Genomic DNA, 16,148 nt, shown 5'->3' with positions numbered 1-16,148 from the left:
CCTGGCGGCCATAGAACACTGGAACCACCTGATCCCATCCCGAACTCAGACGTGAAACGGTGTCTCGCCGATGATAGTGTGGGGCCTCCCCATGCGAACGTAGGTCACCGCCAGGGCCTTATACCCAAAACCCCCGCCTCACGGCGGGGGTTTTTTTATGGGTGCGGAAAAGACGGCTCGCCGAAAACCCGGTATCCTGATCTTAAACCGCGCCGACGCTAGCAGTCGTCAAGTCTGCTGGGGCCGATCCCATCCAAAAACATCGCATACCGCGCTGGGCGCGGTTTAAGGCGGAACGAATGCAATTCATCGACTTGAAGTCCCAGTATCGACTGATCGAAGACGACGTGAAGGCCCGGATTCATGCAGTTTTGGAGCACGGGCAATACATTATGGGGCCCGAGGTCGAAGCGCTGGAGATTGCGCTCGCCGACTTCGTCGGAACCCGGCACTGTATCGGTCTCTCAAGCGGAACAGACGCATTGCTCGCGGCCATGATGGCGTTGGAGATCGGTCGGGGCGACGAGGTCATCACGACCCCATTCACCTTCATCGCGACCGGCGAGATGATCGCGCTGCTCGGCGTGCGACCGGTCTTCGTCGACATCGACCCCGTAACCTACAACGTCGACCCCGATCGTATCGAAGAGGCCATCACCGGACGGACCCGCGCCATCATGCCGGTTTCTCTTTACGGCCAATGCGCGGACATGGACGCCATCAATGAAATCGCCGCACGACATCGCCTGCCCGTGATCGAAGACGCCGCCCAAAGCTTCGGAGCCACCTACAAGGGAAAGCGGTCCTGCGCCCTGTCCTCGATCGGCTGCACGTCCTTCTTCCCGTCCAAGCCGCTGGGCGCCTACGGCGACGCCGGAGCCTGTTTCACCAACGACGATGATGTGGCGAAAAGTCTGAGGGAAATCCGAAACCACGGCCAAGATCGCCGTTATCATCATCCGCGTCTTGGCCTGAACGGCCGCATCGACACGCTTCAGGCCGCGGTTCTCCTTGCGAAGCTACCGCTGTTCGGCAACGAGATCGACGCACGAATCCGGCTCGGAGCACGCTATTCCGAATTGCTTCAGGCTCGCGGAGCAACCTCGAGCGAGGTTGCCGAGGGCGCAGTGTTGACCCCATCCATCGCACCCGGCAACGAATCGGTCTATGCACAGTACACCATCCAGATCGACGAGCGTGATCGCGTCGCCGAGACATTGGCGGCCGAAGGGGTTCCGACGGCGGTGCACTACCCCGTGCCGTTGAACGACCAACCCGTGTTTCAACCGAGCCTGGAGCGGTTCGGGACGCCTGTCAGCGCGCGCGTGGCACAGCGGGTCATGAGTCTCCCGATGCACCCCTATCTGTCGGATGAGGAACAGGTCCGGATCGTGGACGCGGTTGCGAAGGCCACGGGCCTCGGCACTGATTAAAGGTCGGGCGACGAGGGGAGGATTGAAGGAAAGCAGTGGTGACGCGGTTTAGAATTTATTATTTTTTAATACTTTAAACCGCGCCGGCTCCAGCGGCTCTGAAATCCGCCGGGGCCGATCCCATCCATAAACATCGCATACCGCACTGGGCGCGGTTTAGAGCAGAACCAGATTGTCGCGATGGATCAATTCCTCCTCGTCGAGATAGCCGAGGATTCCCTCGAATCGGCTCGACGGTTGCCCCTTGACCCGCGCGACTTCCTGCACATCGTAGTTGACCAAACCGCGCGCCACTTCGCGGCCCGACTCATCAATACAAGCAACGACTTCACCACGGTTAAAGGCACCTTGCACCTCTTTGACACCCACGGCGAGCAGACTCGTCCCCTTCTCGCGTAGGGCATTGACGGCTCCGGCGTCGAGCGTGAGACGACCACGGACCTGGAGATGACCGGCCAACCACTGCTTGCGCGCGGCCTGAGGGCCCTGGAAGGGCACCAACAAGGTGCCGACGCCTTCCCCTTGTCCGATCCGCCTCAGGACGTCTTCTCCACGCCCTGGCGCGATCACCGTCGGCGTACCCGAGCGCGCTGCAAGACGAGCCGCACGGACCTTCGTGATCATTCCGCCCGTACCCAGGCCCGTGACGCTGCCGCCAGCGACCTGGTCGAGCTGCGGATCGTCGACCCGGGTCTCGGAAATCAAGCAGGCATCGGCGTAAGCGCGCGGATCCCGATCGAATAGACCGTCCTGATCGGTCAGGAGAATCAGAAGGTCGGCCTGGATCAGGTTGGCGACCAGAGCCGCCAAGGTATCGTTGTCGCCGAAGCGCAATTCGTCGGTTGCAACCGTATCATTCTCGTTGATGACGGGGATCACACCGAGCTTGAGCAAGGTCCGGAGTGTACTGCGAGCGTTGAGATATCGGGCGCGATCCGCCAGATCATCATGGGTCAGGAGCACTTGGGCGGTATGCAATCCGCGGGCCTGGAAACAGTCTTCATACGCGCGTACGAGTCCCATCTGTCCGATCGCGGCGGCCGCCTGCAACGCATGCAGCGCCTTGGGACGCGCCTGCCAACCCATCCGCGCCATCCCCTCGGCGACAGCGCCCGAGGACACCAGAACCACCTCGTTGCCCGCCATTCGGCGTGCGCTGATCTGCTCCACCCAGGGGGCCAGCATACTGCGCTCAAGTCCGGCGCCGTCGCGGGTCAACAATGCACTTCCGATCTTCACGACCCATCGACGCGTGAAGGGGATCATGGCGCGCGAAATCATAGGAAAGATCCAGTCAGGTCAGTCGAGCGGATGCCATTCGGTCTCGGGTGCTGCAGGATCGGCATCGGCGCCGCTCTCGCGATCTGCTCCTGCCTGCTCGGCGGCCGCTCTTTCGGCAGCCAACGCCTCGAGACGACTCATCAGATCGCCCATCAACGTCGCCGTACCCTCCCCCGTCATCGCAGAGATCCCATAAACGGGCAATGTCCACTCGAGCCGAGAGACGACATCTTCGCGCTGCGCCGCATACTCCTCGGGGAGGAGGCGGTCGATCTTGTTGAGCACCAACCAACGCTCCTTGAGCGCGAGCCCTTCGCCGAACGCGGAGAGCTCCGCCTCGATCTTGCGAACCTGCTCGACGGGATCCACCGCCTCGTCCAACGGGGCGACATCGACCAGATGCAACAGAAAGCGCGTGCGGGAGAGATGTTTGAGAAAGTGGCTCCCGAGCCCCGCACCCTCCGCAGCACCCTCGATCACGCCGGGGATGTCGGCGATCACGAAGCTGCGGTCGCGACCGAGCCGCACCACGCCGAGGTTGGGGTAAAGCGTCGTGAAAGGATAGTCCGCGACCTTCGGGCGCGCACTGGAAACCTGGCGAATCAGAGAGGATTTGCCCGCATTCGGGAAGCCGAGCAAGCCGACGTCCGCGAGCAGGATCAGTTCGAGCTGGAGGTCTCTGCGCTCACCCGGTGTTCCCGGGGTGAACTGTCTCGGGGTTCGATTGGTACTGGATTTGAAGCGCGCATTCCCGATGCCGTGAAAGCCGCCTTGGGCCACCAACATCTGTCGGCCGGACTCCAAGAGCTCGCCGATTAACTCGCCGGTCTCACGCTCAAAGACGCGCGTCCCTACCGGGACCCGAATGACGAGATCCGCGCCGGCACGACCGGTCATGTCGCGGCTCCTGCCGTTCTGCCCCCGCTCCGCGCGATGCACACGTTGGTAGCGCAGATCGACCAGGGTATTCAGATTGACGTCGGCGACAAGGTGGACGCTGCCGCCATTGCCCCCGTCGCCGCCGTTGGGTCCGCCCTTCGGGATGTATTTCTCGCGACGGAAGCTGACACAGCCGCTGCCGCCGTCTCCTGCCTCGACCCGAATGAAAGCCTCGTCAACGAATTTCATAACTCAAACAACCTCATCGCATAAACGAAAAGAGCCCCGCCGAAACGGCGAGGCTCGCGTGCCCGTTGCGATGGGTCGGCGCCGGAAGGATCAGGCCGAGCCGACGTCGGCCGGCTTCTCGACCACCGTCACGAATTTCCGATTCTTCGGGCCTTGCTCGACAAAGGTCACAATCCCGTCGCGCAGGGCAAACAGGGTATGGTCACGTCCGCAGCCAACGTTGACCCCGCTGTGGAATCGGGTACCGCGTTGGCGAACGATGATGGATCCAGCCTTGACAACCTGTCCACCGAAGACCTTGACGCCGAGCCGCTTGGATTCCGAATCACGCCCGTTGCGCGAGCTGCCGCCAGCTTTCTTATGTGCCATGGGAGTCTCCTCTTCAGCCGGCGCTGATCGCCGTAATCTTCAGGGCGGTGAACGATTGACGATGGCCCTGACGTTTCAGGTGGTGCTTGCGCCGCCGAAACTTCACGATCATGACCTTCTTCGCACGCCCGTGGCCTTCGACCGTTGCGCTGACCTTACCGCCTTCCACGTAGGGTTTGCCGACCTTGACATCGTCCCCGTCGGCCACCAAAAGGACCTTATCGAAGTCGACGATAGCGCCCTGCTCCGCCACAATCTTTTCTACTTTGACGGTGTCGCCTTCCGAAACCCGGTATTGTTTGCCACCGGTTTGAATGACCGCGTACATGTCTGAAGATCCCCAAAACCATTCGGCGAGATCGGCGACAGGCGCCGAAACGAAAGAAGCGGAATACTACTCGACGAGCGAACCCTGGTCAAGGACCTGTAGCGCGACGCAGGCAGGAGAGCGGCACCTGGTGATTCCGGCTTATCGGCAGGCAAACCCAAGGCGGATCCAATGATATACTTCAGAAGGCGCTGGTTTTCCGTCTTTCCGATCGCTAAGTGACTGTTCGCGCCTTCCTTTCTAGCCATTCATCACTCATCGCTCACTACTCAATACGAGACTCTCAGCCCGCCTCCAACTTGACAGGCCCCTATCGCGCACCTAGCATCCGCCGCCACGATCAGTCAGTCCATCAACACATCATGGATATTGCCGCGCTCCGACAACCCGTCGCCGAAGACGTCAAGGCCGTTGACGCCTTGATCCTACGTCGACTTCGGTCAGACGTGGTCCTGATCAATCAAATCGGCAGCTATATCGTCAACAGCGGCGGCAAGCGCCTGCGACCACTTTCGGTACTCCTCGCATCCCGGGCTTGCGGGTACTCCGGAGAGCGCCACATCGATCTGGCGGCTGTCGTGGAATTTATACACACAGCAACGCTGCTGCACGACGATGTCGTCGATGCCTCGGAGCTGAGACGCAACCGCGAGACGGCCAATGTCGTCTGGGGCAATGACGCCAGTGTGCTGGTCGGCGACTTCCTCTACTCCCGCGCCTTCGAGATGATGGTTGATGTCGGGAATATGCGGGTCATGGACATTCTCTCGCACGCGACCAACCGGATCGCCGAAGGCGAGGTGCTGCAACTCCTGAACACACACGACCCCGATACGGATCGGACCCGCTACATGGAGGTCATCACCCGCAAGACGGCGACACTGTTTGAAGCGGGCGTGCGACTCGGCGCCGTGCTCGCCGGATCGAGTCCCGGCGTCGAAGAGGCTGCGGCGAGCTATGGCCTCAATCTCGGGATCGCCTTCCAGCTCATCGACGACGCATTGGACTACAGTCCGGCAAACGCAGAGCTGGGCAAGAACGTCGGCGATGACCTCGACGAGGGCAAACCGACGCTTCCGGTGATTCGGGCGATGGAAGTGGGAACACCCGAGCAAAAGGTATTGTTGCGCAAGGCCATCGAGGAAGGCGGTCGCAAGCACATGGAATCCGTCGTGGAGGCGATTGCGTCGACCGACGCCATTAACTATACTGCGCGGCTTGCGGAAGACTACGCGGATCGAGCGAAGCGCGCCTTGAGTGCTTTGCCTCCCTGCCCCGCCAGGGATGCCATGGCGACGCTCGCGGATTTTTCGGTCGACCGTAAACATTGATGTACGTTTCGGGGTGTAGCTCAGCTTGGTAGAGCGCTGTCTTCGGGAGGCAGAAGTCGCTGGTTCGAATCCAGTCACCCCGACCAAATTACAGATGTTAGAAAAGCCGGCGAAAGCCGGCTTTTTTGTGCGACCTTAGGCGATTTCCGCAGAATTCTATACCGTAGGTTGTGCTGACGATAGGACGCACAACTCGCCCCGACGGTTGGTTGTGCCTCGCACGGCTCGGCACAACCTACGCCACATCTTGTGCGACCTTATCCTCTGCCCCGAACCAAGTCACGTGTCAAAAATACGTTGAGCACCGAACCTAATCGTTGTCGTTGTCGTTGTCGTTGTCGATGACGACAACGGTCGAAAAGGATTCTCTCGTCGAATTGTTTGACTTATTATTGAATCGCTCCCAAGGAACCTAGACTCGTTCCGAAGCGCTTGCGCTTTGCGATTCCGGCGAATGTCTCATCCGAACATAGATACTCGCAAAGACAAGCAGGACATTGATCGCGCCGACAACGTAGAAGGGTGCGCGCGGATCGACCCGATCGAACAGATACCCGCCAACCGGCGTAATCAAAAGAATTCCGATCGCGCCGGCGACGTTGAAGGCACCGAGCACCGATCCCCGCTGCCCGGGCGGAGCCTCTTGCCCGATCAAGGATTGACCGCCGAGGTAGACACTGATCTGCCCGATACCGAGCAGGATAAAGAAGATCGGACCATAGGACGACAGCGGGTCATCGAGCGCCAACAGACTCAGATTGCCCAGGGCCGCCAAGGCCATGCAGATCGCGAGCCCGGTGACCCTGTCGATCCGGTCGAGAAGCGGCCCGAGGACGGGCGCCCAGACGAGTGCCGAGATCTGCGCCATCACGAAGATCAGGGTTCCGCTCATCACCGCCGAGGCCGACTCCATGCCGGTCGCCTTGGCCGCCAAGGTGCCCCAAAGGACGAGAAAGATCGCGTTGACCGATTGATCGCCGCGTGCGATGAATGCAGATGAATAGGCCAAAAGGATGCGCGGATTGCGTCCGTGCGCAAAGCCTCCGACGAAGAGCTCGCGTACGCTCGGACGATCCTGAAGACGCACGGGCAGACCCGGCTTAAGGCCCCAGAGGAGCAACAGGGCAACCGCGACCGCAAGACCCGCGACGATGAAATGGGTCAACCTGCCCGCGGTGACGCCGTCGAAGCCCGCGCCGGTAAAGACCTTCGGCATGGCACCGAGACCCTGACTGATGAGTACGACCCCCAAGCCGCTCATGACACCGACGATGGCCACCAACTTGCCGCGGGAACGTTCCGCCGGATAATCGGCAAGGACGGTCGACAGCCCGCCCGCGACCGCGACCACGCCGATCGCATAGAGAACCCGATAGAAATAGAGTGCCTCGACCGATTCCGCGAGAGGATAGAGGACATAGGTCAAGGCCAGGAACAGAAACCCCGCCGCGTAGACCCCTCGGCGACCGATCCGGTCCATGAGGACGCCGACCGGCAGAAACAGCAACAGGGTGACGATCTCGGTCAGGAAGACAAGTTGGCCGCTGATCGCGCCCTGCGTCGACTCCGGAACGCCAAGATGCTCGTTGAGGATATAGGTCTGACCGATGGAAATGAAGATCATCAGCCCGATCGAGAAAAACGCGGCGGCCAAAAAGGTCCAGCCGTTCCGAGGCAGGACGGACGGCGCCAGGTGGATCGGGCCGATCCGGTAGGTCCGGTCGAGGTCGGGCATCTGCGGATCTCCGGCGATGAGCCATTGCGGTGTAGACAGTCGGGCCGGCATTATCCCATCAGGCGATGGATGCGGATACTCCGGTCGCAGCTCGACCCCGCGAGGATTCACGACACCGGTTCCGAGCAGGCCCATAGAAACGACAAACCGTTCGGAATTATCGCCCCGACAATACCATTCAACCTTAAGATGCCCGAATGGACATGAGGCCAGAACCTACGATCGCTTCGCCCGCTGCGACCCGGTGGATGTGGTTGCCGATCTTATGGATTCAGACGCTGGTTTCCGCAGCCGATCCCGTGGTGTCCTGGTCCGCTTCCATAGGCACAGGCATCGAGGCAGGCACGGCCGGCGCGCTGGCCCTTCTCGCTGCAGTCGCCGCCGTTGCAGCTTGGCGTAGCCGCCGGCTTTGTCGCGACATCGCCGCGCAGCTCGCACAGGCGCAAGCGGCGCACGCCGGGCTCGCAGAGCGCTTGGCTCGGAGCGAGCGCATCGTCGAAGAGACGCAACGGCTCGGGCATCTCGGAACCTGGGAGTGGGATGCCGAGAACGACCGCCTCGAGTGGTCTGCCGAGGTCTATCGCATCTTCGCCATGCCGCCCGACAGCTTCCCGGGGAACTACAAAGGCTTCCTCGACTTCGTTCACCCGGAAGACCGCGCTCGGGTCGAGCATGCGGTTCGGGAGGCCATCGCCGGGGCCGGGGCCGGGGATTACGACTGCGAGCACAGAATCCTGCTGCCCGACGGCGAGGTACGTTACCTCCATGAGCGCGCGACACTGACCCGCGAGCAGGGTCGCCCGGTCTCGATGACGGGAACCGTGCGCGATATCACCGAGACCCGACGCGCCTGGATGCTCCAGGAAAGCCGCATTCGCATCATGGGGTTGATTGCGGGCGGCGCTCCCGTGCAGGAGGCGCTCGACGCGATCGCCGTATCGATCGAGGCGCTCGACCAGAGCCTCATGTGCTCGATCATGCTGATGGACAGCGCAACACACCGCCTGCGCGTCGGCACGGCCCCGAGTCTTCCGGATCGGCTCGTCGAGGCGATCCACCGCCTGACGGACGATCCGGGAAAGGGTGCGGCTCCTCGCCCGATCGGCGAGCCTCTCGTGATCGCCGACGTCCTCTATCATCCGTACTGGCAGTCGCTGGCAGGGATCACGGAGGAGATCGGCGTCCGCGGCTTCTGGTCCGAGCCGATTCGCGATGCCGGCGGGGATATCTTGGGGGCCTTCGATATCTATTCGCGAACCCCCGACAAACCCGACGCGGAACATCTGATCTATATCGCGCAGGGCGCGGCGCTGGTGGCGGTCGCCTTGCAGCAAGCGCGCGATCGCGCGGCTCGCATCGCCGCCGAGGAGCGCGCACGGCTCCTTTTGGAAGCGACCAGCGAGGGGGTGTTCGGGCTCGATCCCGAAGGCGTGACCACCTTCATCAATCCCACGGGCGCACGCCTGTTGGGATACGACCCGGCCGATCTGGTCGGCAAACCCTGCCCGGCCATCACCCATGACGACCCCGACGAAGGCGACCGGGACGCCACCCGGCGCCGTATGCTTTCGGTGATGCATACCGGCAAGGACATCGTAGTCAGCGACGAGATCCTCCAACGCCGTGATGGCTCGGCGTTTCCCGTCGAGTATCGCGCCACTCCGATCCGCGTCGGCGGCTCCGCAATGGGTGTTGTCGTCACCTTCCACGACATCACCGAGCGCAAACGCAACGAGGAGCAGATCCTGCGACTCGCCTACTACGACAGCCTCACCGGTCTACCTAATCGCGCCCTGTTCAAGAATCAGCTCGCCAAGCGACTGACCTCGGTCCGGCGCGCCGATCGGGGCTTTGCCCTGCACTTTCTCGATCTCGACCGCTTCAAAGAGGTCAACGACACCCTGGGTCATCCCGTGGGCGATCTGCTCTTGAAAGAGGTCGCCCAGCGCCTGTCGGCCCTCGTTCGCGGTATGGACACGGTCGCGCGATTCGGCGGCGACGAGTTCGCCGTGATCCAACCCGATGCGCAGAGCATCTCCGATGCAGCCACCTTGGCCGCAAAGATCGTCGAGCACCTGGCTCGGTCCTATTCGATCGACGGCCATGCCATCACCTGCGGCGCGAGCGTCGGCGTCGTGTTCGTCCCCGAGCCGGATATCGACCTGGAAACACTCCTCGGCCGTGCCGATGTCGCCCTCTACAAGGCCAAGAACAACGGACGCGGCGGCTACGCATTCCACACCGACGCCATGACGCGGCAGGTTCGCCGCGATGCCGCCCTGACGAATCGGATCGACGAGGCCGTACGCAGCGGCGAGCTCTTCCTGCACTATCAGCCGCAGGTCGAGCTCGCGAGCGGAAAGATCACCGCGGTCGAGGCGCTGGTGCGCTGGCGCCACCCGGTGGAGGGGGTCCTGCCGCCGGGTGATTTCGTGCATCTCGCCGAGCGCCGCGGGCTGTTCCATGTCCTCGGCAGCTGGGTGCTGAGTACGGCCGCACGCGAGGCGCGCGGCTGGCATGACCGAGGTCTCGACTTCGGTCGGGTCAGCATCAATGTTTCGCCTCAGCAGGTCCGCGCCGGCTGTCTTGCCGACGACGTGCTCGCGACGGCCCGGGAGACGGGTATCGACCCCGCCCGACTTGAGCTCGAGCTCACCGAAACCGCAATGATGGAGTATGGCGAGCATCACCGGACCCAAATCGCCATGCTCCGGGATCTCGGCGTTCGGCTCGTTCTCGACGACTTCGGCACCGGCTTCTCGTCCTTGACCTATCTGCGTCGGTCCGCGGTCAGCGCGCTCAAGATCGACCGCCAATTCGTCGGCGAGATCGACGACAACCCGGATGCCGTCGCAACCGTTCATGCGTTGCTTGCCGTCGCGCATGCCCTCAAGCTCGACACGGTGGCCGAGGGCGTAGAGACCCGCGATCAGGCCGAGCGTTTGGCGGCGATGGGCTGCAGGTGCGGCCAGGGGAACTGGTTCGCGCCACCGATGGAGGCACAGGCCATTGAACGCCACCTGACGGCGGGGTTTATTCGGCCCGACTCCGAGGCGTCCGAATCCGGCGACGACCGGCTGCCGACTTAGGCGATTTCCGCAAACTTCCATACCCGTAGGTTGTGCTGACGATAGGAGGCACAACTTGCGCCGACGGTTGATTGTGCCTCGCACGGCTCGGCACAACCTACGCCCTTGGCATGAAGGTTTCCGGAGTTCGCCTTAAACCGCGCCAAGCGCGGTATGCAATGTTTTCGGATGGGATCGGCCCCGGCAGACTTGACGACCGTTGGAACCGGCACGGTTTAAAATATTAAGAAATATTAAATTTTAAACCGCGTCGCGCCGAGATCGAGGACATCTCCAAAGCCAAACGCAAAACGCAAATGACGCATGTCGCTCTGGACGCGGTTTAGCGCTCAGAGGCCGAGACCGGTGGAAGGCTCGGGCGGGCGGCTACAGGGAAGCCGTCGAGAGCGCCTCGTCGCGCCGAGGCGGCGCCCCTCTGGCGAGCCGCTCGAGGTCGCGGTCACGCATCCCGAGCAGATAGAGGATCCCGTCGAGCCCGACGTTCGCGATGGCATGACGTGCTTGCTTGGTGACGATCGGCTTGGCATGAAAGGCGATTCCCAGGCCGGCGATCGCCAGCATCGGGAGATCGTTGGCGCCGTCGCCGACCGCGATGACCTGTTCGAGGCGGATCCCCTCGCGCGCCGCGATCTCGCGCAGCAGCTCGGCCTTGCGCGCCCCGTCGATGATCTCGCTCGAGACGGTGCCGGTCAGCTTGCCGTCGCGAAACTCCAGTGCATTGGCGTAAACGTCGTCGATTCCGAATCGACGTTTCAAGTGCTCGGCAAAATAGGTAAAGCCGCCCGAGAGGATGGCGATGCGATAGCCGAGCTGCTTGAGGCTCGCAATCAGCCGATCGGCGCCCTCGGTGATGGGCAGGCGCTCCGCGATTTCGCCGAGCACCGACTCGTCGAGCCCTTCGAGCAGCGCGATACGACGCCGGAAGCTCTCCTTGAAGTCGAGCTCGCCGCGCATCGCGGCCTCGGTGATGGCGGCGACCTCGGGACCGACACCGGCCGCCTTGGCCAACTCGTCGATGACCTCGGTCTGGATCAGGGTCGAATCCATATCGAAACAGACCAATCGGCGGTTACGCCGGAAGATATCGTCCTCCTGCACCGCGACATCCACGTCCAGGATCTGCCCGAGCGCAAGCAAACCCGCGTGCAGCTCGGAGAGATCCGCCACCGCACCGCGGACCGACAGCTCCACACAGGCAAGCGGATGGTGCTCCGGCGCACGCCGCGAGAGACGCCCCGTCAGCCGCGAGATCCGATCGACGTTCAAACCGTACTCGGCGACCACGGCGGACAACCGCGCAATGTGCTCCGAATCGATCTCGCGACCCAGCAGGGTGAGGATGTGCCGCGGCTGCCCCTGCTCGGCGACCCAATCCTCGTAGGCGTCCGGATCGACCGGCGTAAACCGAAGATCCAGCCCCATACCGTGGGCGGTGAACAACAGATCGCGAAACACCGGACAGGATGCGCTGTCCGCCGGCAGCTCCACCAGCAGACCCAGCGCCAAGGCGTTGTGGATGGTCGACTGGCCGATATCGAGGATCGGCACCCGATACTGCGCCAGGATTGCGGTGAGGGCCGCGGTGATCCCCGGACGATCCTCGCCCGAGACCTTGATGAGGACGATCTCGCTCATGCGATTGCCATTGCGCGTCGATTCTACGGAAGGTTCAGCTGCGCTCCGGGACCTCTAGGACGGTTTGGGTCAGATCGATGCAGCCCGTTTTGAAGCCGGTCTCGCAATAGGCCAGATAGTAGTCCCACATCCGGCGGAAACGCGCATCGTATCCGAGCCGAGCCACCTCCTGATCCACCGTATGGAAGGCGTGACGCCAACGGCGAAGGGTTTCGGCATAGTCGAGCCCGAACCACGCCGTCTCGCGAATCAGCAGATCCGCATCCTGCGCCTCGCGCGTCATGCGCTCGGGTGTGGGCAGCATCCCGCCCGGAAAGATGTAGAGCTGGACGAAGTCCGGTTGCTTGCGGTAGACGGGGAAATCGTCCTCGTTGATGGTGATGACCTGTAAAGCGATACGACCGCCCGGTCGCACCAGCCGACGCAACGCCTGGTAGTAGGTTGGCCAGAAGGCCTCGCCCACCGCCTCCATCATCTCGATCGAGACCGCGTGGTCGAAGCGGCCCTCGATGTCGCGGTAATCCTGAAGCCTCAGGTCGACGCGATCGGCGAGACCGGCGGCCTCCAGACGCTCGCGCGCATAGGCGAGCTGCTCGCGCGAGAGGGTCACGCCGGTCACGTGCAGACCTCGTCGTGCCGCCAGCTCCGCGAAACCGCCCCAACCGCAGCCGATCTCCAGGATATGCTCGCCGGGCTTGGCGTCCAGCGCGTCGAGCAAGCGCTGATACTTGCGCTCCTGGGCCGATTCCAGACTGTCCCGCGCCGGGTCGGCAAAGAGCGCGGAGGAGTAGGTCATACTCGGATCGAGCCAGCGTTTGTAGAAGTCGTTGCCCAAGTCGTAATGGTGGGCAATGTTGCGACGACTGTTGATGGGGTGATTGTCGCGCAGTCGATGGCTCAATCGATCCCAAAGCCGCGACCAACGCATCCCGCGCGGCCCCACGCCTAGATGTTCCATGTTGTCGTAGAGGACCTCGAGCAACGCGGCGAGATCCGGCGTCGTCCAATGCCCTTCCACGTAGGATTCGCCGAATCCCACCTCGCCTCGGGTGAGCAGCCGTCCGGCCATCTTGAGCGGCGACTGCACCTCCATGACACCGCTCGCGCCCGGGAACCGGCCGCGGTGCAGGGTGGCGTTTCCGTCGGGAAAACGCACCAGGAGCTGGCCGAACGCCAAGTGCCGGCAAAACCCGCCGATCAGGCGGCTCGACCAGCTCGATCGGCGGGTTAGAGGTTCTTCGATCAACTCCTCTGCGGACATCAGGACACCTCTTCTAGGGGTGGAGTCGGCTTGGAATGGTAGCGCCCGCCCTTGACCCAGATCTTTAAAGCCTGCCAATGGATCATGAGGACAACCTTCAGCGTCAGAAAAGGATAGGCGAAGGCGGCGCGCAGCAACTTGGCGTCCGTCATCGTCTCCGCGATCCCCTGTTGGACGGCCACGAGCATCAAGGACGCGTCCTGGTATTCGCGGATCACGATCGCGTGACGATCGCCTTGCCGGGTAAACCGGAAATGATAGTCGGCGTTCATGTCGACAAAGGGCGAGACATGGAAGTCCTTGCGATGCGCGTGGCGGATCGGCCAGTCCATCGGCGCGCCCTTTTCGTGCAACAGATAGCTGTGGGCCTCGCCGAAGGTGTTGTTGACCTCGCACAGCACCGCAACCGGCCTGTCCGAACGATCGAAGCAGGTCCAGACACTCAGCGGATTGAAGACGAATCCGAGCACCCGCGGAAAACATTGCAGCTCGATGCGGGCGATGTCCATGTCCTGCCTGCACTCGCGCAGCCGCTCGAGCAACCAGGGTTTGAGTCCACGACCGTCGCGCGCGCCGTGATCGCGATCGTAAAAGGAGAAGAGGTTGAAGCGGTTGTAAGAGAACCAGCGGCAATCGCGCGCGATCTCTCCGACTCGCTCGATATCCAGCAACATGCTGAAGACCCGATAGACGAAGCGATAACGCACCGGAAAGAGCCGCCGATGCATGACATCGCCGAAGATAATTCGACCGGCAACGGTGCTCACGAGGGCAACACCCTCATGCCGCTCGGCCCGGCCCCTGCCCCGGAGCCGGAAACCGTGCCCGCACTCGGCACGGTCGATGGTGCCGCGGTCTCCCAGGGCGGACGGACATCGAGCCCGCGCGCCACATCCACTGCGGCGCGCAGGCCATCCTCGTGGAATCCGTATCCCAGATATGCCCCGCTGAACCAGATCCGGTCGCGGCCTTGGATCTCGCCGATGCGGCGCTGGGCCTCGGTCGCGCTCGCGTCGAACATGGGATGCTCGTAGGTCATCTCGGCCAAGATCGATTCGCTGCGCGGCGCCACGCGCGGATTCAGACTGACGAAGACATCGCGCTCGGGCGGCAGATCCTGAAGGCTGTTCATCCAATAGGTCACCGTCACCGGCCGATCGGCGCCATCCCCCGGCTGCTCGATATAGTTCCACGACGACCAAACCCGGCGGCGTTTCGGCATCAGTGCGGAATCGGTGTGCAGAAAGACCTGATTGGTCTGATACCGGAAGTCGCCGAGGATGTCGCGCTCGTCGGGCGCCGGGGACTCGATCAAAGAGAGTGCCTCGTCGGCGTGGCAACCCATCACGACCGCATCGAACTGCAAACGCTCGCCTGCAGCGGTCTCGACCTCGACCCCCTGCTCACGACGCCGCACCCGCTTGACCGGTGTGTCCGCCAAACAACGCCCTCGGAACCGGGCGAGGATGGCCTGCACATAGGCACGACTGCCCCCGCGCACGGTTTCCCAGTCCGGACGATCGACTAGGTCGAGTAGACCATGGTTGGCGAAGAATCGCGCAAAGTTCAGGAAGGGGAAATCCCGCATCTCTTCGGTGGGACAGGACCAGATGGCCGCTGCCATGGGGAGCAAATAGTGACTGGCGAAGCGCTCTGAGTAACGACCGCGCTGCAGAAAATTTCCGACCGTCAGGGTATCGCCGGGGTTGGAGTTGATGAAGTTCTTGGCCGCTGCGTTAAATTGCAGAATTTCCTTGACCATCCACAGAAACCGCCAATCCAGCAGATTGGCGCGCGCACCGAACAAGGTATTGAGACTATCGCCGCCGTACTCGATACGCCCGCCATCCAGACTGGCCGCGAAGGACATACTGGTCGGATAGGTCGCCACACCGAGATGCTTGAACATCGCGGTCAACAAGGGATAGTTGCGCCGATTGAAGACCATGAATCCGGTGTCGACCGGAAAGGCCCCGTGCGGGTCCGGGACCTCGAGTGTGTTGCTGTGACCACCGACGTAACCATTGCGCTCGAGCAGGGTCACGTCGTAACGCGAATCCAGCATCCAAGCAGCACCGAGTCCACCGATACCGCCGCCAACGATCCCGATTGTCTTGACTGACATCCGATTTGATCCCTCGAAAATTCCTTGGTCTCGTGTCGACGACCGCGCCAAGGCTGTTCATGTTTCGTCCAATATTGAAGCGCTGCTCGAACAGCTCAAGAGCCCGACCGCCAGGGGGCCGAAAACCTTGGAAGGCGGATGGAGCCGCCGAGCTCAAACCGAGCGCCGCGGCGTTCCGCGGATCAGGTCGTCCATCCGTGACTTCGAGTCGGTCCAGCGCGGCGTGCCGACCTCGCCCGCAGCCAAAATCTCCATCAGGCCGTAGGCCAGCGAGCGATGATCGGCGGGCAAATCAAAGAGCTTGGTCAACTTAAACAAGCAGCCGGCCTTTTGATGCTCGAGCGTGCAGGCGAGGGCATAGAGCGTCAGCGCCGAGGCGGACTCGGGTGCCGAGGCGATCAGCGCCAAGGTTTCCGTAAGCGGGTCAGTTGTA

At 62.4% G+C, this 16,148-nt stretch carries 13 protein-coding genes, 1 tRNA gene and 1 rRNA gene; 5 read left to right on the top strand and 10 right to left on the bottom strand.

Going from position 1 to position 16,148, the window contains the following annotated elements; all coding sequences use genetic code 11:
* Positions 1-116, top strand: a 5S ribosomal RNA gene (gene rrf, locus AADX97_RS14900).
* A 183-nt stretch (positions 117-299) separates the two neighbouring features.
* The gene (locus tag AADX97_RS14895; RefSeq protein ID WP_374234125.1) at positions 300-1,433 is read left to right on the top strand and encodes a DegT/DnrJ/EryC1/StrS family aminotransferase; all 1,134 of its coding nucleotides are present in this window, start codon (positions 300-302) and stop codon (positions 1,431-1,433) included.
* 156 nt (positions 1,434-1,589) lie between these two features.
* Here the strand turns inward: AADX97_RS14895 and proB are convergent, their stop codons facing one another.
* From proB to rplU, 4 genes are all read right to left on the bottom strand, one after another.
* Complete coding sequence (proB, locus tag AADX97_RS14890) at positions 1,590-2,714, bottom strand: glutamate 5-kinase (protein WP_374234124.1); 1,125 nt, start codon at positions 2,712-2,714, stop codon at positions 1,590-1,592.
* Between the two features lie 18 nt (positions 2,715-2,732).
* Positions 2,733-3,842 (bottom strand): Obg family GTPase CgtA, encoded by a 1,110-nt coding sequence (gene cgtA, locus AADX97_RS14885; RefSeq protein WP_374234123.1) that lies wholly within the window; start codon positions 3,840-3,842, stop codon positions 2,733-2,735.
* A gap of 90 nt (positions 3,843-3,932) precedes the next feature.
* Entirely contained in the window at positions 3,933-4,211 is a 279-nt protein-coding gene (rpmA, locus tag AADX97_RS14880; RefSeq protein ID WP_374234122.1) for a 50S ribosomal protein L27, read from the bottom strand.
* A 13-nt stretch (positions 4,212-4,224) separates the two neighbouring features.
* Positions 4,225-4,539 (bottom strand): 50S ribosomal protein L21, encoded by a 315-nt coding sequence (rplU, locus tag AADX97_RS14875; protein ID WP_374234121.1) that lies wholly within the window; start codon positions 4,537-4,539, stop codon positions 4,225-4,227.
* Positions 4,540-4,901: 362 nt separating this feature from the next.
* Between rplU and AADX97_RS14870 the strand changes: the two genes are divergently transcribed.
* Together AADX97_RS14870 and AADX97_RS14865 are read left to right on the top strand one after the other, a co-directional pair.
* Entirely contained in the window at positions 4,902-5,870 is a 969-nt protein-coding gene (locus AADX97_RS14870) for a polyprenyl synthetase family protein (protein WP_374234120.1), read from the top strand.
* 9 nt (positions 5,871-5,879) lie between these two features.
* Positions 5,880-5,956, top strand: a tRNA-Pro gene (locus AADX97_RS14865).
* A 326-nt stretch (positions 5,957-6,282) separates the two neighbouring features.
* Here the strand turns inward: AADX97_RS14865 and AADX97_RS14860 are convergent.
* Positions 6,283-7,605 carry an MFS transporter gene (locus AADX97_RS14860; protein WP_374234119.1) on the bottom strand — a complete coding sequence of 441 codons (1,323 nt, stop codon included), beginning with the start codon at positions 7,603-7,605 and terminating at the stop codon, positions 6,283-6,285.
* A gap of 248 nt (positions 7,606-7,853) precedes the next feature.
* On the opposite strand from AADX97_RS14860, the gene AADX97_RS14855 reads away from it, so the two are divergent.
* The gene (locus AADX97_RS14855; protein WP_374234118.1) at positions 7,854-10,694 is read left to right on the top strand and encodes an EAL domain-containing protein; all 2,841 of its coding nucleotides are present in this window, start codon (positions 7,854-7,856) and stop codon (positions 10,692-10,694) included.
* A 366-nt stretch (positions 10,695-11,060) separates the two neighbouring features.
* Here the strand turns inward: AADX97_RS14855 and serB are convergent, their stop codons facing one another.
* The 5 genes from serB to AADX97_RS14830 all read right to left on the bottom strand — a co-directional run bounded on the left by serB (position 11,061) and on the right by AADX97_RS14830 (position 16,123).
* Positions 11,061-12,329 (bottom strand): phosphoserine phosphatase SerB, encoded by a 1,269-nt coding sequence (serB, locus tag AADX97_RS14850; RefSeq protein WP_374234117.1) that lies wholly within the window; start codon positions 12,327-12,329, stop codon positions 11,061-11,063.
* 34 nt (positions 12,330-12,363) lie between these two features.
* Positions 12,364-13,590: a class I SAM-dependent methyltransferase gene (locus tag AADX97_RS14845; protein ID WP_374234116.1), complete on the bottom strand. Its 1,227-nt coding sequence runs from the start codon at positions 13,588-13,590 to the stop codon at positions 12,364-12,366.
* On the bottom strand, positions 13,590-14,318 hold the full coding sequence (locus AADX97_RS14840; RefSeq protein ID WP_374234129.1) for a DUF1365 domain-containing protein: 729 nt from the start codon (positions 14,316-14,318) through the stop codon (positions 13,590-13,592). The genes AADX97_RS14845 and AADX97_RS14840 overlap by 1 nt, the downstream gene beginning before the upstream one ends.
* A gap of 35 nt (positions 14,319-14,353) precedes the next feature.
* Positions 14,354-15,715: an NAD(P)/FAD-dependent oxidoreductase gene (locus AADX97_RS14835; protein ID WP_374234115.1), complete on the bottom strand. Its 1,362-nt coding sequence runs from the start codon at positions 15,713-15,715 to the stop codon at positions 14,354-14,356.
* A 153-nt stretch (positions 15,716-15,868) separates the two neighbouring features.
* Complete coding sequence (locus AADX97_RS14830) at positions 15,869-16,123, bottom strand: hypothetical protein (RefSeq protein ID WP_374234114.1); 255 nt, start codon at positions 16,121-16,123, stop codon at positions 15,869-15,871.
* Positions 16,124-16,148 lie beyond the last annotated feature (25 nt).

The organism is Thiocapsa sp. C2-2m (genome assembly GCF_041903745.1).
Classification (GTDB): Bacteria; Pseudomonadota; Gammaproteobacteria; order Chromatiales; family Chromatiaceae; genus Thiocapsa; species Thiocapsa roseilacustris.
This window is presented reverse-complemented; position numbering and strand designations above follow the sequence as displayed.